Origin of the sequence: Neobacillus canaveralius (assembly GCF_047237705.1) — a bacterium.
Classification (GTDB): Bacteria; Bacillota; Bacilli; order Bacillales; family Cytobacillaceae; genus Neobacillus; species Neobacillus niacini_K.
Genome location: NZ_JBDFLL010000001.1, coordinates 3,826,902 through 3,847,245, shown reverse-complemented (window position 1 = coordinate 3,847,245; position 20,344 = coordinate 3,826,902). Strand labels below are relative to the sequence as shown.

16 protein-coding genes are annotated in these 20,344 nt (G+C 37.4%); 12 read left to right on the top strand and 4 right to left on the bottom strand.

Annotation, left to right across the window (positions count from 1 at the left end):
- Positions 1-19: 19 nt before the first annotated feature.
- The 5 genes from rhaA to ABC255_RS19240 all read left to right on the top strand — a co-directional run bounded on the left by rhaA (position 20) and on the right by ABC255_RS19240 (position 8,265).
- Positions 20-1,273 (top strand): L-rhamnose isomerase, encoded by a 1,254-nt coding sequence (rhaA, locus tag ABC255_RS19260; RefSeq protein ID WP_412996029.1) that lies wholly within the window; start codon positions 20-22, stop codon positions 1,271-1,273.
- Positions 1,274-1,488: 215 nt separating this feature from the next.
- The gene (locus tag ABC255_RS19255) at positions 1,489-2,502 is read left to right on the top strand and encodes an AraC family transcriptional regulator (protein WP_412996027.1); all 1,014 of its coding nucleotides are present in this window, start codon (positions 1,489-1,491) and stop codon (positions 2,500-2,502) included.
- 178 nt (positions 2,503-2,680) lie between these two features.
- Positions 2,681-3,952, top strand: a complete 1,272-nt coding sequence (locus tag ABC255_RS19250; protein WP_412996025.1) for a glycoside hydrolase family 1 protein — start codon at positions 2,681-2,683, stop codon at positions 3,950-3,952.
- A 23-nt stretch (positions 3,953-3,975) separates the two neighbouring features.
- The gene (locus ABC255_RS19245; protein ID WP_412996023.1) at positions 3,976-5,268 is read left to right on the top strand and encodes an MFS transporter; all 1,293 of its coding nucleotides are present in this window, start codon (positions 3,976-3,978) and stop codon (positions 5,266-5,268) included.
- An 81-nt stretch (positions 5,269-5,349) separates the two neighbouring features.
- Positions 5,350-8,265: a family 78 glycoside hydrolase catalytic domain gene (locus tag ABC255_RS19240; RefSeq protein ID WP_412996021.1), complete on the top strand. Its 2,916-nt coding sequence runs from the start codon at positions 5,350-5,352 to the stop codon at positions 8,263-8,265.
- 349 nt (positions 8,266-8,614) lie between these two features.
- On the opposite strand, the gene ABC255_RS19235 is transcribed toward ABC255_RS19240, so the two are convergent.
- Genes ABC255_RS19235 through ABC255_RS19225 form a run of 3 tightly spaced genes read right to left on the bottom strand, consistent with a single transcriptional unit; the run spans position 8,615 to position 9,426 of the window.
- Positions 8,615-8,752, bottom strand: a complete 138-nt coding sequence (locus ABC255_RS19235) for a hypothetical protein (RefSeq protein ID WP_412996019.1) — start codon at positions 8,750-8,752, stop codon at positions 8,615-8,617.
- Between the two features lie 26 nt (positions 8,753-8,778).
- Positions 8,779-9,123, bottom strand: coding sequence for a spore coat protein (locus tag ABC255_RS19230; RefSeq protein ID WP_335535441.1), 345 nt, complete (start codon positions 9,121-9,123; stop codon positions 8,779-8,781).
- A gap of 27 nt (positions 9,124-9,150) precedes the next feature.
- Complete coding sequence (locus ABC255_RS19225; protein WP_412996017.1) at positions 9,151-9,426, bottom strand: ferritin-like domain-containing protein; 276 nt, start codon at positions 9,424-9,426, stop codon at positions 9,151-9,153.
- A 182-nt stretch (positions 9,427-9,608) separates the two neighbouring features.
- On the opposite strand from ABC255_RS19225, the gene ABC255_RS19220 reads away from it, so the two are divergent.
- The 5 genes from ABC255_RS19220 (at position 9,609) to ABC255_RS19200 (ending at position 16,146) form a co-directional block, all read left to right on the top strand.
- The gene (locus ABC255_RS19220; protein WP_412996015.1) at positions 9,609-10,370 is read left to right on the top strand and encodes a DeoR/GlpR family DNA-binding transcription regulator; all 762 of its coding nucleotides are present in this window, start codon (positions 9,609-9,611) and stop codon (positions 10,368-10,370) included.
- Positions 10,371-10,489: 119 nt separating this feature from the next.
- A complete protein-coding gene (locus ABC255_RS19215) occupies positions 10,490-10,987 on the top strand; it encodes a hypothetical protein (protein WP_412996013.1) in 498 nt (165 codons plus the stop codon).
- A 134-nt stretch (positions 10,988-11,121) separates the two neighbouring features.
- Positions 11,122-13,632, top strand: coding sequence for a GH39 family glycosyl hydrolase (locus tag ABC255_RS19210; protein WP_412996011.1), 2,511 nt, complete (start codon positions 11,122-11,124; stop codon positions 13,630-13,632).
- 236 nt (positions 13,633-13,868) lie between these two features.
- Positions 13,869-15,161, top strand: a complete 1,293-nt coding sequence (locus ABC255_RS19205) for an MFS transporter (RefSeq protein WP_412996009.1) — start codon at positions 13,869-13,871, stop codon at positions 15,159-15,161.
- A gap of 151 nt (positions 15,162-15,312) precedes the next feature.
- A complete protein-coding gene (locus ABC255_RS19200) occupies positions 15,313-16,146 on the top strand; it encodes an SPL family radical SAM protein (RefSeq protein ID WP_412996007.1) in 834 nt (277 codons plus the stop codon).
- Positions 16,147-16,175: 29 nt separating this feature from the next.
- On the opposite strand, the gene ABC255_RS19195 is transcribed toward ABC255_RS19200, so the two are convergent.
- Positions 16,176-17,174: an AraC family transcriptional regulator gene (locus tag ABC255_RS19195; RefSeq protein WP_412996005.1), complete on the bottom strand. Its 999-nt coding sequence runs from the start codon at positions 17,172-17,174 to the stop codon at positions 16,176-16,178.
- Between the two features lie 218 nt (positions 17,175-17,392).
- On the opposite strand from ABC255_RS19195, the gene ABC255_RS19190 reads away from it, so the two are divergent.
- Positions 17,393-18,682, top strand: a complete 1,290-nt coding sequence (locus tag ABC255_RS19190) for a glycoside hydrolase family 1 protein (RefSeq protein WP_412996003.1) — start codon at positions 17,393-17,395, stop codon at positions 18,680-18,682.
- Positions 18,672-20,192 (top strand): glycoside hydrolase family 43 protein, encoded by a 1,521-nt coding sequence (locus ABC255_RS19185; protein ID WP_412996001.1) that lies wholly within the window; start codon positions 18,672-18,674, stop codon positions 20,190-20,192. Before ABC255_RS19190 ends, ABC255_RS19185 begins: the two co-directional genes overlap by 11 nt.
- Positions 20,193-20,344 lie beyond the last annotated feature (152 nt).

Sequence of the window (20,344 nt, the reverse complement as noted above, 5' to 3'; positions counted from 1 at the left end):
AAAGGAAGGAAGTATAAACATGACTATTAAAGAAAATTTTGAACTTGCGAAACAAGCATACGCTAAATGGGGAGTAGACGTTGAGGAAGTAGTAGAAAAGCTAAAAAGCGTACCGATTTCGATTCATTGCTGGCAGGGCGATGATGTTGCTGGATTTGAAGTAAACCAAAACGAATTATCAGGTGGTATTGATGTAACTGGGAATTATCCTGGTAAAGCGACCAATGCTGAAGAATTAAGAAGTGATTTAGAGAAGGCATTATCATTAATCCCTGGTAAGCACCGCGTGAACCTTCATGCTATTTATGCTGAAACAAATGGTGAAGTGGTAGAACGTGATCAACTTGAACCAAAGCATTTTGATAACTGGGTAAAATGGGCAAAGGAAAATGGACTTGGGTTAGATTATAATCCAACATTATTCTCACATCCAAAAGCGGATGATGGTTTAACACTTTCTCATCCAAACGAAGAAATTCGTGAATTCTGGATTAATCACTGTATTGGCAGCCGTAAAATTGGTGAATATTTTGGAAAAGAGCTTGGTACACCAGCATTAACAAACATTTGGATCCCGGATGGCTATAAAGATATCCCGAGTGACCGTCTTACTCCAAGAAAGAGATTAAAAGAATCATTAGATAAGATTTTTGCAGTTGAAACAGATGAAAAGTACAACTTAGATGCTGTCGAAAGTAAAGTATTCGGTATTGGTTCTGAATCTTATGTTGTTGGTTCACATGAATTTTATTTGAACTATGCAATGAAAAACGATAAATTGTGCTTGCTAGACACTGGTCATTACCATCCAACAGAAACAGTATCAAACAAAATTTCTTCTATGCTTTTATTTAGCGAAAAACTTGCGTTGCACGTTTCAAGACCAGTTCGCTGGGACAGCGACCATGTTGTTATTCTTGATGATGAATTAAGAGAAATTGCTTTAGAGATAGTTCGTAACGATGCCTTAGACCGTGTGATCATCGGACTAGATTTCTTTGATGCAAGTATTAACCGTGTGGCTGCTTGGACAATTGGTACACGCAACATGATCAAAGCGCTTCTTTATGCGATGTTAGTACCAAATGAATATTTAAAGCAGCTTCAAGAAGAAGGAAACTTTACAGAAAGACTAGCATTAATGGAAGAATTCAAAACGTATCCATTCGGTGCAATTTGGGATTACTACTGTGAAAAAATGGGTGTTCCAGTAAGAGAATCTTGGTTAGAAGAAGTAAAAGCTTATGAGCAAGAGGTTCTATTAAAGCGATAAATTATAAATATTGAAAAGGCAGACTTAGATAAGGATTATATCCTTAGAGTCTGTCTTTTCTTTATAATCTTTGATTCGAGCAACTTTTATGTTTGTTTTTGATATCATTATGGTTGAAAACGTTTGCTACCATATATCTAAATGACATGGTATACTATTCTATAAATAATTTTTTCATAATATTTTGCTTGATTTAAAGATAGAGGTGGCTTCATATGAATAGTGATGATTTACAGTCTTTGCTGCTTACTAACAACACAAAAGAAGCACCTGACTGGAACCATATAAAGGGTGTCTACAATGCTAAACCAATAAATTTAGTTAATGGACAACCAGTTTACTTGTTTGATATGATTCTAGACCTTTCATTCAATCCGATTGAAGATAACATTTTCATTTCTCAGCGTGTGCCCGCAGCTTATATACCCATGCACACTCACCAATATATTGAATTCATTTACGTCTATCAGGGAGAATGCACGGTTGTTTTGCAAAGCGACGAAATTAAGCTTACTGAGGGGGGAGTTATAATAATTGATAAACACACCCCTCATACGGTTAAAGAGACATCTGATAGTGATATCATTATAGAAATGAAACTGAAGCATGACTACCTGTCATCAGGATTTATTAGCCGATTTACCAATAAAAGTATCATTTCTCAATTTTTGATTGATTCTTTGGTCGACAGCAGAAGAGCAAATAATTATCTCTATTTTCCTGTTAATGCACGGTCGAAAGTCCATGCAATTATGGAACAAGTTATGTGCGAATATTTCGAAAGGGACTTCTTCTCAAAAGATATGATTAATGGCTATCTTTTTATCCTATTTACAGAGCTAATACGCCAGAGTAACAGCACAGCAAGCACACGGGAAAAAGACTTAACCCAGAAGGATGCAATTGTTCTTGATTTTTTAAAGTATATTGAAGACCATTATAAAGAATGCAGTTTAACAGACATAGCGGACCATTATAAGTATCACCCAAACTATATATCGGCTGTTCTAAAAAAAGCGACCGGGAAGTCGTTCAAGGATCTCCTCCAAATACAACGGTTGAATAAAGCTGCTCTTTATCTATCAAACTCTGACTTGCCAATCCCCGATATTGCAGATGAAGTTGGATATTCAAGTGTGTCTTTTTTTTATAAAAAGTTTAATGATATCTTTCACCAAACACCAAAAGAATATAGGGAAACACAATCCATGCACTCTCCGGCTAATTGAGAAAGGACTTTCCTATAAACTGCCTGCTGGGCGGTTTTTTATTTTGCAAAAGGATCGATAATTTTAAAGAATAAATCTTTGATTCGAGCAATAATCTCCTTTGTTTTTACTATTAAAACATCTGAAAACGCTTGCTACAATGAAAGAGTAGAAGTAAGGATTGAAAGGGTGTTTAAAAATGGATTATAAATTTCCACCAGAATTTCTTTGGGGTTCAACAACAGCAGCATATCAAGTTGAAGGGAATAATATTAACAGCGATTTCTGGGCAGAGGAGCATGCAGAGGGTTCACCTTATAAAGATAAATCAGGGGATACCATTGATCATTATCGGCTTTATAAGGAAGATATTGCTCTCATGGCCAGCCTGGGATTGAATTCCTATCGATTCTCTATAGAATGGTCCAGAATCGAACCAGAACCAGGGTATTATTCACGATCCGCCATCGAGCATTATCGGGAAGTACTTGAAACTTGTTACCAATATGGGTTAACACCAGTCGTAGCAATGCACCACTTTTCTTCACCTAAGTGGCTAATGAGATTGGGAGGTTGGGCGAGCCCTGAGGTTCCCGAGAGGTTTGCGAGTTATTGTGAGGTTGTGTTTAAAGAAATCGGCCATTTAATTCCGTACGTACTAACAATGAATGAAATTAACCTGCCTGTCATGTTGCGTGAGATTTTTTCTAAGATTGGCTTTATAGCGCCGGTTGGGATTGCAAGAGATGCTTGGGAGGCACCTAAATGGCGAGAGTCAGCGGCTAAGTTGTGCGGAACTACCATTGAAAATTACTTTACGTTCCATATGATTTCTGATGAGACTTCTATCAATATCTTAAAAGAAACTCATCGAAAGGCACGCAAGGCGATTAAGCAGATTCAGCCAAATACTAAAGTCGGCTTATCGATGGCACTTTCAGATATTCAGTCTATCCCTGGCGGTGAGGAATGGGCAGAAAAAAAATGGCACAGTTATTTCCGACAATATTTAGATATGGTAGCTGAAGATGATTTCTTCGGACTCCAAAATTACACAAGAGAAGTTTACGGGCCAGAAGGACAAGTGAAACCAGAAGATGGTGCAGAACTTACGCTAATGGGTTATGAATTCTATCCTGAAGCGCTTGGAAATGTAATTCGTAAGGTCTCTAAAGATTTATCGATTCCTATTATGATTACAGAGCATGGTATAGCAACAGAAAACGACGAGCGACGGGTAGAATTTATTCGTAAAGCCTTAGAGGGTGTACAAGCTTGTTTGGATGAAGGAGTAGACGTCCGAGGTTATCTCCACTGGACGACTTTTGATAATTTCGAATGGCAATCTGGGTATTCAATGAAATTTGGTCTGATTGAAGTAGATCGCTCCACACAGGAAAGAAAAGTAAAGGGAAGCGCTAATTTTCTTGGAAGCATAGCAAAAGTCAACACATTATTAACTAAATTATAGAGATAAACAATGGGGGTTAAAAAATGAACAATGCGGTAATGAATAAAACACCTTTTATAAGATTGATAGTGGCAGCTATGCTCGGTGTTGGAACATCAATTGCACCTTTGGTTCTACTATCGTTTGGGCTATCTACATTTATTGTCATAAGAATTGTGGGACAAGAACATGCAACCGCTGCATTTGCTACTGCCACTGGAATCTCTGGTATTGCCGTCGTCATTTTCGGACTTCTTAGTGGGGTTATTGCAGATAAGACGAGATTAAAGATGGGCAGAAGGCGGTTTTGGATAATTGCAGGAAGTATTGGCGGCGCTCTGTCGATGCTTGGCCTTACGTTTGCTTCATCAATCCCGATGTTTATTATTACCATGTGTTTAGTCAATTTCTTTTATGGAATGGTTTCACTTTCATGTTATGCGATTGTCCCTGAACAAGTAGAACCAGAAAAGTATGGCCGGGTAGCAGGTTTAATTGGTGCAGCTGCACCTGCATTCGTTATGTCAGGTCAGATGATTATGGGAGCTTTTGCGGAATCTACCCTTGAACAGAAAATGATTACCATCATTATTGTCCAATTGATTGGCGGATTCTTAGCTGCACTCCTTATTAAAGACAATTCTTTTGCTATTGCTACAACGAATGAGAAGAAATCATTGGGCACTCGTGGTTTCTACCCAAGCTTTAAACAGCATCCTTCTTATACATGGGCGCTATTAACAAAGTTGTTTATTAACTTCTCTAATGCAGGGATGGGAATGTTAACGCTTTTCTATATAACAAGATTTCACTTAGGAGAAGCGGATATATTCAAGATCATGGGACTTACTGCACCGGCAATCATGTTAATGGTTGGAGCTGGTATCCTAGGAGGATTTCTATCAGATAAGGTAAAGAAACAGAAACCATTTGTTATTGGTGCAGCACTTATTACCGGACTATGTTTAATTGCCTTTGCTTTCTCAACTAACATTACATGGGTCATCGTTGGTAACTTTATTTTCAACTTTGGTTTTGGAATGTATAATGCAGTTGACAATGCTCTTGTAAATCGAATTCTACCTTCGATAGAGAATGCAGCAAAAGATATCTCAATTATGAATACAACAACAAGTCTTTCTTCTACATTAGTAAATTTTGCAGCACCTAGTATCATTGCTTTAGGGGTAAGCTTGTTTGGTGGAGATGGATATACCTTATTTTTCTTAGTATTAGCTATGTTCTCCATTCTTTCTGCAGTTGTTGTCATTCCAATTCCAGAAATGGATTCAAAGGTTAATGCCAATAATGATGCTACTAAAGAAATAATTGCCTAAATAATAATTTGTTTATTAAATGAGAGGCACTCTATTCTATTATAGAGTGCCCCAACCTTTTTGTAGAAAGGAATGTTATAAATGATTGATATAAAAGTAGGAGCATTAACTTGTGAGTATAGAACAAACCCACTAGGAATTGATATAAAAAAACCACGTATTAGCTGGAAATTTCAGTCTGACCGACGGGGAACGCTGCAAACGGCTTATCAGATTCAAGTGAGTCCTAATCAGGAGAATTTCACTGAAATCTTATGGGATACAGGTGTTGTCCTGTCAGATGAATCGATTCATATAGAATATAGCGGTCCTGAATTAAACCCTCGAACTAGGTATTTTTACCGTGTAAAGATTTGGGATAACTTTGACCGAGAATCCAATTGGAGTGAAACAGCTTGGTGGGAAACAGGATTGCTAGATCCAGAAGAATGGCAAGCAGAATGGATCACTCCAGAACCTAAAGAAATTGATCCACTTACTGAATCTATCTTTCTTCTAAGGAAGGAATTTACATTAAAAACTGGAATTTCTTCTGCACGTATTTATGGTACAGGTGTTGGTTTATATGAATTATTTTTAAACGGAGATCGTGTCAGCGATGAACTTCTCGCACCAGGGTGGACTAGTTATCATAAACGCCTTCAGTATCAAACGTATGATGTAACGGCTCAGCTTCAAGATGGTTCCAATGCAATAGGCATTATGTTGGCGGATGGTTGGTATAAAGGAAACCTTGTCAGGGAAAATAATCGCAATATCTATGGAGACAGACGGGCTGCTTTCTTCCAAATCCATGTTACCTACAACGATGGTACAGAAGATGTAATTGTAACGGACACGACTTGGAAAGCTTCAACAGGACCGATATTATTTTCGGAAATTTATCATGGTGAAACATATGATGCAAGGCTTGAGCAAGAAGGCTGGAGCCAAACAGATTATAATGATGTGGATTGGGCAGATACAATTATTCAAGAAATGCCCATTACTCAATTAGTTGCACAGGAAAATGTTCCAACCCGTGTAACAGAAGTATTAAAACCAATAGATTCTTTTGTAACACCATCAGGAGATACAGTTATTGACATGGGTCAAAATATGGTTGGTCGAATTCGATTTAAAGTGAGCGCTCCAAAAGGAACTCGAATTGTTTTAAAACATGCCGAAGTGCTGGATAAGGACGGCAATATTTACTTTGGAAATCTTAAATTTGCGAAGCAGAAGGTAGAATATATCACAAAAGGTTCGGGGGCGGAAAACTTTGCTCCGCATTTCACCTTCCAGGGTTTCCGTTATGTAAAGGTCGAAGGCTATCCTGGACAGGAAAAAGGTCTACCGCTTGAAAACTTTGTGGGAGAAGTGGTCCATTCTGACATGGAGCCAGCAGGTGAATTTGAATGCTCAAATCCATTGGTCAATCGACTTCATCAAAATATTGTGTGGGGACAGCGAGGGAACTTCCTTGATGTGCCGACAGATTGCCCTCAGCGAAGCGAAAGGCTGGGGTGGACTGCTGATGCACAGGTCTTTATTCAAACAGCACTATTTAATTATCATGGAGGATCATTTTTTACAAAATGGCTTAGAGATTTAAAAGCTGATCAACTTCCAGACGGAAATGTTCCATTTGTTATTCCTAATGTTGAAGGGGGAGTTGGCTCTGCTGCATGGGGAGATGCGGCAACGATTATTCCCTGGACAGTTTACCAGACATACGGTGATAAGCGATTACTCTTAGAACAATATGACAGCATGAAAGCATGGGTAGAATATATTCGACGCCAGGGTAAAAATGAATATCTTTGGAACACAGGCTTTCACTTTGGCGATTGGCTAGCCCTTGACGCTAAAGAAAATAGTTTTGTTGGTGCTACGCCTAAAGATCTTATTGCTACAGTCTTTTATGCATATTCTACGAGAATTCTTAGAGATGCTGCAGAGGTCCTTGGGAAATTCGATGAGGTTCAAGTATATAGTGATCTTTTGAATAATATTATTGATCAATTTAACCATGAATTTGTTTCACCATCAGGAAGATTGGTGTCCCCGACCCAAACTGCCCATATAATTACTTTAATGTTTGATATGGTCGAAGGAAAGGCGAAAGAACGGACAGCTCATGAGTTAAATGAGTTGATTATTCAAAACGATTATCATTTGAATACTGGGTTTGTTGGTACACCATATATCTGTTTTGCTCTATCAAAAGGCGGATATCATGAAACAGCCGTTAAATTATTAATGAAGGAAGATTACCCATCATGGCTGTACCAAATTAAAAAAGGTGCCACAACCGTTTGGGAACATTGGGATAGCATTAAGCCAGACGGTTCGTTCTGGAGCGACCAGATGAACTCCTTAAATCACTATGCATATGGGTCAATCGGAAATTGGATGTACAAAGTCGTAGCCGGGTTGGATATGGACGCAGCTAGTCCAGCGTATAAGAGAATTAAAATTGAACCGAAATTTGCAGGGATTTCGTTTACTCATGCAAAAGCATCTTATGAATCGATGTACGGGAAGATTCGTTCCTCATGGCACCTTACACAAGATGAGGTTGAAATTGAAGTGGAGATTCCTGCGAATACCACTGCAGAAATCCTTTTACCAAATGCTCGTCTTTCTGAGGTTCGTGAAGGTAATCAACCGTTGATTTCTGGAAACATTCCTGCCTATTCGGAATCCAAAGAGGGTGTACGACTAACAGTAGGATCCGGTTCCTATCACTTTAAGTACCATAATGAACGTGGGTTGAAACCAGTGTTTACGGAGGGAACGAAACTAATCGATTTCCTAGACTATCCAGAGGCGGTGGCAATTTTAGAAAAGGCTTCCCCAGGAATAACCAAACCACCTCGTATTTTTTCAACTAAAGCAAGAAGTTTAAAAGAATTGGTGGAATTACAGGAGACTAACCTTACCAGTGATAAAGTGAAAGCAATTATTGAAGAGTTAAAAAAGCTTAATGATAAAGAGGTCCTATTAAAGCTCTAATCAAATCATGTAAAAAACAGACCCTATTGCACTGTACCCTTATGTTAGTATGTATTCTAACAAGTGGGGCAGTTCAAATAGGATCTGTTTTTTTATTTTTGGCTGTGTTAAGGCTGAAATTTTGATATTGGCACTCTGTTGATTTGTGCGGAAGGCACGAAGACTCCTGCGGGAGGACGGGGCTGGGGAGACCCCACAGGCGCTAAAGCGCCGAGGAGGCTCCCCGGACCGCCCGCGGAAAGCGAAGTGCCTCGTGACAGTCAAAGATCTCCTGTCCCTGCGGTGATTATTCAAAGAAGCTTTCCTTAGTGGAGCACAAATCAACAGACAAATTTAACACAGTTTATTTTTACAGACGGTCATCTTCCCAGGCTCTATCATAGTCTTTTATATTGTCATTTTCAGTTCTATTAAGGCTTTCTGCAGCCTTATTTATTTTATTTGACTTCATAAGCCTTGTTACTTTAACTCTTTCGTCCTTTTTCAAAATCGCATGACCCCCAAAGGCTGACTTTAATATGGAAATTGCGATGAATAGTTATTGAATTGTTGATAAGCTTGATCCAATTTTTGCTGTTCTTCTGCCTCTAATTTGTACCATCCATGTTGGAACATGAGGTTATAAAGTTCCCGGCAGCTTTGATGTGTTTCAGTCAGAATTTGCAAGAAATCAGAATGAAGCTGCTCGTGACTTGCTTCTCTAACGGCAATATTGAGGCTGTCTGTTAAATACTTACATGTACTAAGTGCGTCATTAACAAAATCTCGATCGTTCATGTCTGGAGTTTTAACTTTAGGCAATTCTCCGGTCTGAGGGTTCGCAATTTGGTTACTGTTTTGACTTTGCTGATTTGACATTAATCTTCCTCCGTTCCTTAATAATTGTTACTGCTGCTGCATCTGCTGTGTATTTGGAAGATTGGCTAATACAGTATTGTTATCCACCTGAAGGTGAGTTAGTAATCGTTGATAATGATTTTGGTGCATTTGACCTGCCTTAGTCAGTGCATCCTTTAATTGAGGGTTTTGGATCTGATTAGCCATAAAATGAAATTTCTTAAATGCTAAAAGCTCCCATGATAAGGCGTCCTTTATGTAAAGCACATCCTTTGTCGTAATAGCCCTCGGTGGGAGTGGAATCGGTGGTTGATTATTCTGCATAAAAATACTCCTTTCATTTAACTTCCAACAAAGTTATATTTTGCAAAAAGTAACTAATATATGCTTTTTATTTTTATAACTTATTTTTGTTTTTCAAACATTATGTTATAGTAATAAATGAAAACAAACATAAATAAAGAATAAAACAATATAAATAAAAATTGCTCGGAAGGGTGAAGGACATGCTAGTTGCAGAAAGGCAAAGAAAAATTGTTGATTTAGTGAATGAACGTCTAAGTGTAAGGGTTACGGAACTGAGCAAAATTTTCTCTGTTACGGAAGAAACAATTCGCAGGGATCTTGAAAAGCTTGAAAAAGAAAATCTATTAATGCGAAGTCATGGCGGTGCAGTAAGTATTGAAAAGGATCAAGGTGAAACCTCGTATATAGAAAGGGAAATTACCAGCGCGGCAGAGAAGAAAGCGATTGCGGTTGAGGCAGTACGTTCCATTGAGGCGGGGGACCAAATTGTTTTGGACGCAAGTACAACGGCATGGTATGTGGCAAAGGAATTAGAGGACATGCCACTAACTGTACTAACGAACTCCATTAAAGTAGCGATTGAACTGAGCAAAAAGGAACAAATCAAAGTGATTTCCACAGGTGGAACGTTATTGACACAATCTCTATCATATGTAGGTCCACTTGCTGAACGGTCGCTCGGAATGTACCACGTCAACAAAGCATTTATCTCTTGCAAAGGCGTACACCTTGAAAAAGGATTAAGTGATTTTAATGAACTACAAGCACTGTTGAAGAAGCAAATGATGGACATTGCTGATGAAACCATACTAATGGTTGATTCAAGTAAATTTGGAACACGAGCCTTTTCACAAATTGCTCCTATAACAAAGATTAACTGCATTATTACTGATTCAAATATAGATGAAGAAACAAAAAAACAGTTAGAGGAAAAGAACATTAAACTAACATTAGCAAATTAGAAATAATAAGTATTTATAGTACATAGGTCTTTTTTGTTATGGTACTAGACAAATTTTTTATTAGTATAATACGGTAACTTGGAAACGATATTAATAAAAAGTGTGTTAGGGGTCTATGTATGCAGTCGATACTTAATAATTTGGATTTAAGTGCAAAAGGACTTTGGTTGCCAGTATCATTGGGATTAATATTATTTTTGTATGCTCTTCTCATGCCTAAGAAGGAAATAAGCTGGAGAGAGCTTTATATTACAATGGGTGTTATTGGGTTTCTAACTTGGGTGTCAGATAGCATTTTTGCCAAATATTTAGATTTAGTTGACTTTGGTAATCCTAAAATTGTAGGCATTGGTGAATTTATAACTTACAACTTTCTTCCTTCTTCTCTTTCAGTGATTTATTTAAATTATCTAAAAAAATCCAATAAATGGATTTTGGTTATTATATTTACGGTTATATCTTTTCTTATTGAATGGTCAGTGGAAAAAGTAGGGTATATGAAACTTACTAATTGGAACCATTTGTTTAGCATACCTATTTTCTTCCTGGTGTATAGTTACATCCTGCCTTTACACTTTAGGATAATAAAATGCAGTAAGGATAAAATTAATCAATGATTCCTTAATATAAAATATTCTTAGGCAACTAAGGGTTTTTAGTTAAATAATAACAGCGACAGTTGGTTTAAGCCTTGTCGCTATTTTTAATTAAGTTATACTGTTATAAAAGCTGAATAAATTAGGTGATTGGTATGAATTTTACATATGAAATAATTGAAATGAATAAAGAACTACCTATACATATTTTCTTGCATAGTGTCGATTATGTAACAAACCATTGGCATGACAGTATTGAAATTATTTTTGTTTTAAAAGGAAAAGTAAATGTTTCGGTTAATGATAAGCGTTTTGAATTGAATGAAAAAGATCTTTTTCTTATCAATGCTAATGATATCCATTCGATTCAGCATCAGGAGGAAAATTTATTACTGGCGATTCAGGTGCCAATTCCAGAACTGAAGGAAAATAGTAAGAATCTGGATTCCTATACTTTTTCTTGTAAATCGTTCTTATATGATGACAACCACCAAGAGGAGTTCAACGAACTACGTGCGCTTCTGGCACAAATGATGTGGGTGGTAAATAAAGAAGCAGAGGGGTACGAGCTTCAAATCAAATCACTTTATTTTCAATTAATCTACTTGTTAATCAAGAACTTTAAAGATGAGCAAGAAAGGGAAAATAAAATCTCAAGCCAAAAACATATTGAACGTTTATTGAGAATTACATCTTACGTGAAAGAAAATTTTAGGCAGCCCATTACCTTAAATGAATTATCGCAAAATGAGTTCTTATCCGTCCATTACTTATCGAAGTTTATCCAGAAACATTTAGGAATGCCTTTTTCCAAATATGTTGATAGTATTCGGCTAGATCACGCCGTAAAAGATATTGTGTTTACCGATATACCACTGACCCAAATAGCTCTTGATAATGGATTTGCGAGTGTAAAAGCTTTTAACAGAGCATTTAAGGAATTCTACCATCAAACTCCAAGTGAATATAGACGCGCAGTTGAAATGGAACCAAGGAAAAGTGATAGTAATAAAGTAACGCTGGCTAACTATGTTGAGATAGACAAAAGTCAGGCATTCTCAAAACTATTTTCCTATTTACCTTCGGGGGATAAAACAATAGAAATAGAAAGTAAATCGGTCACCAAAAAACAATATTCCATTGATGTAAGTAACAACCAGAAAACGAAACTCCAACATCTTTGGAAAAAACTAATGACGGTTGGAAAAGCGAAAGAATGTCTCTACACTGATGTACAAGATCAGCTAAAGCTAGTGAAAAAGGCGACAAACTTTCAATATCTTCGCTTTCATGGATTATTTGATGATGAAATGATGATATATGGAGAAAATGAGCTAGGTGAGCCAGAGCTTAATTTCCTTTATACAGACAAACTGTTTGATTTTTTACAAAGTATTGATGTTAAACCGTTTGTGGAGCTCGGCTATATGCCGGGAGAATTAGCGGAAAACCAGGATCAAACAGTCTTTTATAAAAAAAGCATTATCAGCAAACCAAAGGATATTGAGAAATGGAATCTGCTTGTAAGAAACTTTATTATTCATTATGAGGATAGGTATGGGATAGACGAAGTTCAGCAATGGTATTTTGAGTTTTGGAATGAACCGGATTTCTTTGTGTTCTGGAGAGGGTCATTTGAGGAATATTGCCACCTATATAAAAATACCTATCAAACGATAAAAACTCTTAATCCTGCTTATAAGGTAGGCGGCCCGAGTATCGTATCAATCAACAATAGTGACTGGCTGCAGCAATTTCTTGATTTTTGTATGAATGAAAACTGTGTACCGGATTTCATTTCATTCCATTGTTATATGCATGATGAGCTTGATATCAATAAGAAAAAGAAGTTATTAGATGAAGGTTCATTTGAATTTGGTTATATCTCCAGGGATGAAGACTTTTTGAAAAACAAAATAATAAAAATTAAACAAATCCTTGCAGAAAAGAAAATGGATACTGTTGAGCTTCACTTAACTGAATGGAATTCTACAGCCTTTCACCGTGATTTAACAAATGACACTAGCTTTAAAGCGGCATTTGTTGTTAAAAACCTGCTTGAAAATATGGACTCAATTGGCAGTTTTGGATATTGGACTGTCTCTGATTTAATTGAAGAACAAAGGGCTGCAGTATCCACTTTTCATGGTGGTCTTGGTTTAATAACAAATAAAAGTATCCCTAAACCAGCCTATTATGCCTATGAATTCCTAGGGAAATTAGGAGATCAGATGATTGCAGCTGGCGAAGGCTATTTTATGACAAAAAGTCCGAAGGGATATCAAATGATTCTCTATCATTATTGTCATTATGACATGCTTTATTGTATGAATCAGCATGCGAATATTGATAGCAAGAATCGGTATAATGTATTCCTTGACCGTGATGAAATCCAGTTGAAACTGATTCTGAGCGGGTTGGAAAAAGGAAATTATAAAATTAAACAGCATGTATTAAACCGCGAAAACGGCAGTGCATTTGATAAGTGGGTAGAAATGGGCGCTCCAGAATCACTTAGTCATGAAGACACAAACTATTTAAAATCCTCTAGTATACCTAAACAGCATGTCAGCGAAGTAAGGATTGAGAATGATTTTATCTTGAATACAAACCTTCAACCCCATGAGGTCCAGTTTTATGAAATCCGTCCACTAAGGACACTTTAGGCAGGTATAAAACCTGCCTTATTTTGTTGCTATCAGTTAGGAAAAAAGAACCATGAAATACTGAAAAGACAATTTAAGGACCTGCTTTGAACAAATAACGGATAGTGAAAAGGTTTTCATCTCTCTATAATGAAGAATATAAGGAAGCGTTTCCAGTGGTAAGGATTATTGGTGTTAAATCAGAAGAACCTTACCAGATATGAAGTAAACGTTTTATATTAAAGGGAGGTAAAAAAATGGAGAACACTGTATTGAAAAAAACACCGTTTGTAAGATTATTAATCGCAGCAATGCTTGGGGTTGGTACCTCGATAGCGCCTTTAGTATTACTCGGATTTGGACTTTCTACCTTTATTGTTATCAACATTGTTGGACCAGAAAAGGCGACCACGGCATTTGCTACAGCCTCTGGAGTTACCGGTATTATGATAGTATTTTTTGGATTATTTAGTGGTGTGATTGCAGATAAAACCCGTGTCAAGATGGGTAGAAGGCGGTTTTGGATTATTGCAGGCAGTATCGGAGGAGCTTTATCGATGTTTGCTCTTTCCACCGCTTCATCAATCCCAATGTTTATCATTAGCTTATGTCTAGTAAATTTCTTTTATGGTATGGTTTCACTTTCATGCTATGCGATTGTCCCAGAACAAATTGAACAGGAAAAGTTTGGTCGAGTTTCGGGTCTGCTTGGTGCAGCAGGACCTGCATTCGTAATGACCGGTCAAATGCTTATGGGAGTCTTTGCTGATTCTACTCTTCAAGAGAAAATGATTACGATGATTATTGTCCAATTGATTGGTGGAGCGTTAGCGGCACTTCTTATTAAAGATAATTATGTTCCAGTAGCAGCAAAAAGTGAGAAAAAGTCGTTTGTACTTAGTGGTTTCTATCCTAGTTTTAAAAAGTATCCATCCTATACTTGGGCGTTATTAACGAAATTATTTATTTATTTTACAAATGCAGGTATGAATATGTTAACCCTTTTCTATATCGCGAGATTTCATTTAGGAGAAGCCGAAATTTTTAAAATTATGGGTCTTATGGCTCCGACAATAATGATGATGGTTGGTGCCGGAATCCTTGGCGGCTTTCTATCAGATAAGATTAAGAAACAAAAGCCTTTTGTTTTCGGTGCAGCGCTTCTTACAGGAATCTGTTTAATTGTATTTGCCTTTGCTCCTAACGTAACGTGGGTAATCGTTGGTAACTTTATTTTCAATTTTGGTTTTGGTATGTACAATGCAGTAGACAATGCTCTTGTAAACCGTATTCTCCCTTCAAAAGAAAATGCTGCAAAAGATATCTCGATTATGAATACAACAACAAATCTAGCATCAACTCTAGTAAACTTTGCAGCACCAGCCTTAATCGCACTTGGGGTAAGCTTATTTGGTGGAGATGGGTATACGTTCTTTTTCTTAGTACTAGCAGCATTCTCAGTTCTTTCAGCTGTTTTTGTCCTTCCAATTCCAGAGATGGGATCAGAAAAAGAAGTCAACCACGGACCAATTAGTAAACAGGCTGTCTAAGCAATAGAGTTCATAAAACTTAATAGAAAACGGTAACGTTATGACCAACAAATTTGTAATACTATTTGTTGGTCTATTTTTATTGATATAATATGAATAATGTCAAGAAGTGAAGAATGAGCAGTTTACTTCCAAGGAAGGAGCGCAAGAAATGGGGATTGAAATAAAAGAAATTCTGGCTAAGAAAATCCTAACCGAAGCAAAAGGTTATTTAGATGTTGGGTTTACACATTCATTGAATCCATATAGTGGTTGTGCTTTTTCTTGCAGGTACTGCTATGTCAGAGAAATGCCGATTCAAAGATTCAAAGAAATCCCCTGGGGAGAATGGTTAGACATAAAAACCAACGCAGCGGAAAATTACCGCAATGAAATCATAAGGCTTCGCAAGAAAAACAAGCCAGCACATATATTTATGTCATCTGCAACCGATCCTTACCAGCCTATTGAACGGAAAGCAAACCTTGTCCGAGGGATATTAGAAGCTATGATAGAAGATCCACCTGATTCTCTTTGGATTCAAACACGATCCCCACTCATTACAAAAGATCTTGATTTGTTAGTAGTACTTAAAGAAAAATGTAAAGTCCTTGTATCGATGACAGTCGAAACAGACAGGGAAGATATAAAACAAATTTTTGCTCCTTTTGCTCCAGGAATTAACTTACGGTTAAAGGCTTTGAAAGAGATTCATGATGCAGGAATAACCACACAAGCTTCAATCTCACCAGTATTGCCATTTACTCCTGATTTTCCAAAAGTGTTGGACGGAATTGTCGATCACATTTGGATTGATACGTTAACCATTGGGGATGGTGCAGAGGGGAAGCGTTCCGGGCGGTTAGGAATGCCCATGTTATTTAAGGAACATGATTTATCGAAGTGGTATCGAAAAGATTTACATGTCATGGTAGAAAAGTATTTTAATAAATACTTCCCTAGTGAAATGATACGGGTTTCGAAACAAGAAGCCTTTCTACAATAAACAAGCTTGAAATTTCAAGCTTGTTTTGTTTATTTATTCCTTAAAATTGTGTTCTTTTCCCTGTAGTTATATGGGGTGTCATGATACAATTCCTTAAACTTTTTATAAAAGAAAGTAACACTGGAATAACCTACTTCCTCGGCAATCTCAGGAATAGGCAAACCGGAATTGGAAAGAAACAAAGCTGCTTGGTTTAGCCGTTGGATTTGTAGAAGTTCTTTGAAAGATTTTCCTGTACCTTTTTTTAGCAAAGTGGACAAATAACTTGGATTGAAGCCAAAGGTCTGTCCCATTTTAACCAAGGAACAGTTCTTATAATTCTCTTCGATGTATCTCAAAAAATCTACTAACGTTGTATCGTCATTTTGATTAAGTGGTTCTTGACTTGTCAGATTGTTTTTATATCGTATGAGTGTGGAGAATAAAACAATCAAATAAGAGTCAATAATTTCTCCAGAACAGAAGTCCCGTTCAAAAAATTCACACATAATATTCTCCATGATCTCTATCACATTCGTGTGTTCACCTGGTCTGAATATAAGGAAGTGATTTTGCCTGCGATTGCTCAGCAGCGATTCAATCATGAATTCAGAGATAATGCTTTTTTGGGAAAATCGGCTTAGGAAGCTAGGAGAGAGATAATCCTGTTTCAGAATCATATTTATAACAATATCCTGCTGGTTAGTTGCACCAACACTATGCGGTGTTTTTTTGTTAAGTAATATGAGTTCTCCTTTTTTTAGATCAATCGTCTTTCCCTTAACTTTCACTGTACAGGTGCCCCTATAGACAAACATCATTTCAATATAGTCATGCATATGAAGAGGAATATCTGTATCATGAGGCTGCTGTGAAATAGATACGTTCTCTTCAATGGGTAAATCGGTTATATCAAATCCTTTATAAAAAAGATAAACTTGTTCACCATCTATCTCTTTGTACGTTGGTTTATACTCCTTCAAAACCTTTTCTTCATCAATCCCAAACTTCAATGAGTCCAAATAATTTTCAATTTCTATTCGTTGCATATATGCTCCCTGTTATTTGAGTAATGGATTTTTATTTCTGGATATAAGAAAGCATAATTCAAGTTAATAAAAGTGTAAACTGCCAAGAAATAATTCAAAAAGTAAAAACTATGATTCGAGCAATTAAGATATTGCATTTTAACATTATCTCTTGAGGAAGCGTTCGCTACTATTTAAATATAAGTAAATAAAAGAAGCTTAGTAGGAGGTAATTTACAATGAAATATGTTTTTCCAGAAAACTTCCTTTGGGGTACAGCGACTTCTGCTTACCAGGTAGAAGGTAACAATAATAAATCGGATATGTGGGTGGAAGAGTATTCAGAAGGATCACCTTATAAAGATTATTCTGGTAACGCTGTTGACCACTATCACCTTTACAAACAGGATATAGAACTAATGGCAAGTTTAGGTCTAAAAAGCTATCGTTTTTCTATAGAGTGGTCACGAATTGAGCCGGAGCAGGGTGTATTTTCCCAAGAGGAAATTAACCATTATCGTGATGTTATTAAAGTATGCTATGACAACAACATCATCCCTGTAGTTACGATGATGCATTTTACCTCTCCTCAATGGCTAATGACGATAGGCGGCTGGAAAAATCCGTTGACTGCTGACCTTTTTGCAAACTATTGTGATGTTGTGTTTAAGGAGCTAGGAAAGGATATTCCTTATGTGTTGACGATGAATGAAGTCAATTTACCGGTTATGTTGAAAGAACTATTTATCAATATGAATTTCATGCCGCCAGTAGGGATGGATGCCAAGTCATGGACAGCACCGGGATGGCGTGAATCTGCGGCACAGAAATGCGGAACCACAATTGATCAATATTTTACTTTCCATATGGCTTCAGATGAAGCATCTTTAGAAATTGTGAAAGGTGCACATGTGAAAGCTCGAGAGGTTATGAAGAAAATTAACCCAGCTACCAAGGTAGGACTATCCCTGGCATTGCCTGAAATCCAAAACATTGAAGGCGGGGAGGAGCTGGCTGCAAAAGTTTGGCATGATTACTTTGGACAATTCAAATCTGTGATAAAAGACGACGATTTTATTGGTGTTCAAAACTATACCCGAGAAATATACGGTCCAGAAGGACAAGTTCCGTTGCCTGAAGGAACTGAAGTCACAGGGATGGGATATGAATATTACCCTGAAGCCCTGGCTGGAACCATTCGAAATGTTGCTAAAGAACTGAACATTCCAGTATTGGTAACGGAGCACGGAATAGCAACAAATGAGGATAGCCGTCGGGTTGAATTCATCCAACGAGGCCTTAAAGGAGTATATTCCTGCATTGAGGAGGGAATTCAAGTTTTGGGATACCTCTATTGGTCCACCTTTGATAATTATGAATGGACGTTTGGATATGGTCCGAAATTTGGGATTATTGGTGTTAACCGGGATACACAAGAAAGATTAGTAAAAGAGAGTGGCAGAGTACTAGGTGAAATTTCAAAAAACAATGCTGTTATTTTAGAAGGGGTTTACTACAATGAAATATAAAAATCCTGTTATTAGTGGCTTTCATCCCGATCCAAGTATTTGCAGCGTAGGTGAAGATTTTTATTTAGTAACTAGTTCTTTTGAATACTTCCCAGGAGTCCCAATTTTTCATTCTAAGGATCTGGTAAATTGGAAACAAATCGGTCATTGCTTAACACGCGAAAGCCAATTAGGTTTACACCGTGCAAAAAGTTCGATGGGAATCTTTGCCCCTACGATTAGATACAATAACGGTCGGTTTTATATGGTTACTACCAATCTAACAATTGGAAAAAACTTCATCGTGTATGCCGATCATCCAGAAGGTCCATGGTCAGAACCAATTTGGCTGGATTGGCCAGGCATCGATCCTTCACTTTTGTTTGATGATGATGGAAAAGTGTATTTAACCGGAACACAAAACATATTTAACGGAGAACCAATGGGGATTTATCAGGCTGAAATAAATGTTGAAACAGGGGAGCTTCGTACTGAACGTATGCTAATTTGGAAAGGCTCGGGTGGGGCGTTTCCTGAAGGACCGCATCTTTACAAAATCAACGGCCTTTATTACTTAATGATTGCAGAAGGTGGAACAGAATACGGACATATGGTGACAATGGCTAGGAGTAAACATGCATTTGGTCCATTTGAGTGTCACCCGAATAACCCAATACTTACTCATCGCAGCAGTGCGAGCCCGATTCAAGCTACCGGACATGCTGACTTAATTCAATATATAGATGGCAGCTGGTGGACTGTATTTTTAGGATTCCGTCCGGCACCTGTTCCGTTTAGTGGAAAACATCATCATCTTGGCAGAGAAACGTTCTTGGCACCTGTTGATTGGAATGAGGAGGGCTGGCCAGTACTTAGTACCCAAGTTGAATTAGAAATGGATAGTGGAACACTTAAGATAGAAGAAAGTGAAAATTGGAGAAGTATAGATAACTTTAACTCTGAGACCTTGGATTTCTCGTGGAATTTTTTACGTAATCCCGCTGAAGGAAGCTGGTCTTTAGCTGACAGACCAGGTTGGCTTACATTATATGGCTCTGCAATTAGTTTAAGCGACGTGGATTCACCTGCATTCGTAGGTCGAAGGCAACAGCATTTTGACTGTAACGTATCAACATTACTAGAGTTTTCTCCGACACACGAGGGGGAAGAAGCAGGTTTGACTGTCTTCATGAATGAGAGATTTCATTATGAAATAGCTTTAGGTATTCGAGAAGGTGTCAAAAAGGTTTATGTCAGACGAAGAATTGGCGCGCTTTGGAAGGTGGAGTCTGAGCATGAGTATGGACAAGAAGGTATTATTTTCAGTGTTCATGCCGATGCAAAGAATTATACATTTACCTTTCAACAGCCAGGTGGCGAGTCTACTGTCTTAGGCTCAGGTGAATGTTTTCTGTTATCCACGGAAGTGGCGGGTGGGTTTACGGGAGTTTACTTTGGACTTTACGCGACTGGAAATGGTCGAAATACAAGTACACCTGCCTATTTTGATTGGTTTGAATATACTATTTAATTTATTACAAGAAAGAGAGTACCAACTTGTGGTGCTCTTTTTGGTGTCTTTTCCTATTTGGGCATAAATAAAAATAATAAATAGAACAAATATCGGTGTGTTTTCAGTCAAAAAGGGGAAAGCAGGCAGGGGTAATCTCCTATATCATTATA

What these genes read in the sequence shown, in the direction of transcription:
- ABC255_RS19230 (WP_335535441.1), bottom strand. Translation starts at nt 9,123, where the DNA reads ATGTCAAATCAGCAAAGTCAAAACAGTAACCAAATTGCGAACCCTCAG.
- ABC255_RS19225 (WP_412996017.1), bottom strand. Translation starts at nt 9,426, where the DNA reads ATGCAGAATAATCAACCACCGATTCCACTCCCACCGAGGGCTATTACG.
- ABC255_RS19190 (WP_412996003.1), top strand. Translation starts at nt 17,393, where the DNA reads ATGAAATATGTTTTTCCAGAAAACTTCCTTTGGGGTACAGCGACTTCT.
- ABC255_RS19240 (WP_412996021.1), top strand. Translation starts at nt 5,350, where the DNA reads ATGATTGATATAAAAGTAGGAGCATTAACTTGTGAGTATAGAACAAAC.
- rhaA (WP_412996029.1), top strand. Translation starts at nt 20, where the DNA reads ATGACTATTAAAGAAAATTTTGAACTTGCGAAACAAGCATACGCTAAA.
- ABC255_RS19195 (WP_412996005.1), bottom strand. Translation starts at nt 17,174, where the DNA reads ATGCAACGAATAGAAATTGAAAATTATTTGGACTCATTGAAGTTTGGG.
- ABC255_RS19245 (WP_412996023.1), top strand. Translation starts at nt 3,976, where the DNA reads ATGAACAATGCGGTAATGAATAAAACACCTTTTATAAGATTGATAGTG.
- ABC255_RS19255 (WP_412996027.1), top strand. Translation starts at nt 1,489, where the DNA reads ATGAATAGTGATGATTTACAGTCTTTGCTGCTTACTAACAACACAAAA.
- ABC255_RS19220 (WP_412996015.1), top strand. Translation starts at nt 9,609, where the DNA reads ATGCTAGTTGCAGAAAGGCAAAGAAAAATTGTTGATTTAGTGAATGAA.
- ABC255_RS19205 (WP_412996009.1), top strand. Translation starts at nt 13,869, where the DNA reads ATGGAGAACACTGTATTGAAAAAAACACCGTTTGTAAGATTATTAATC.
- ABC255_RS19200 (WP_412996007.1), top strand. Translation starts at nt 15,313, where the DNA reads ATGGGGATTGAAATAAAAGAAATTCTGGCTAAGAAAATCCTAACCGAA.
- ABC255_RS19215 (WP_412996013.1), top strand. Translation starts at nt 10,490, where the DNA reads ATGCAGTCGATACTTAATAATTTGGATTTAAGTGCAAAAGGACTTTGG.
- ABC255_RS19210 (WP_412996011.1), top strand. Translation starts at nt 11,122, where the DNA reads ATGAATTTTACATATGAAATAATTGAAATGAATAAAGAACTACCTATA.
- ABC255_RS19250 (WP_412996025.1), top strand. Translation starts at nt 2,681, where the DNA reads ATGGATTATAAATTTCCACCAGAATTTCTTTGGGGTTCAACAACAGCA.
- ABC255_RS19185 (WP_412996001.1), top strand. Translation starts at nt 18,672, where the DNA reads ATGAAATATAAAAATCCTGTTATTAGTGGCTTTCATCCCGATCCAAGT.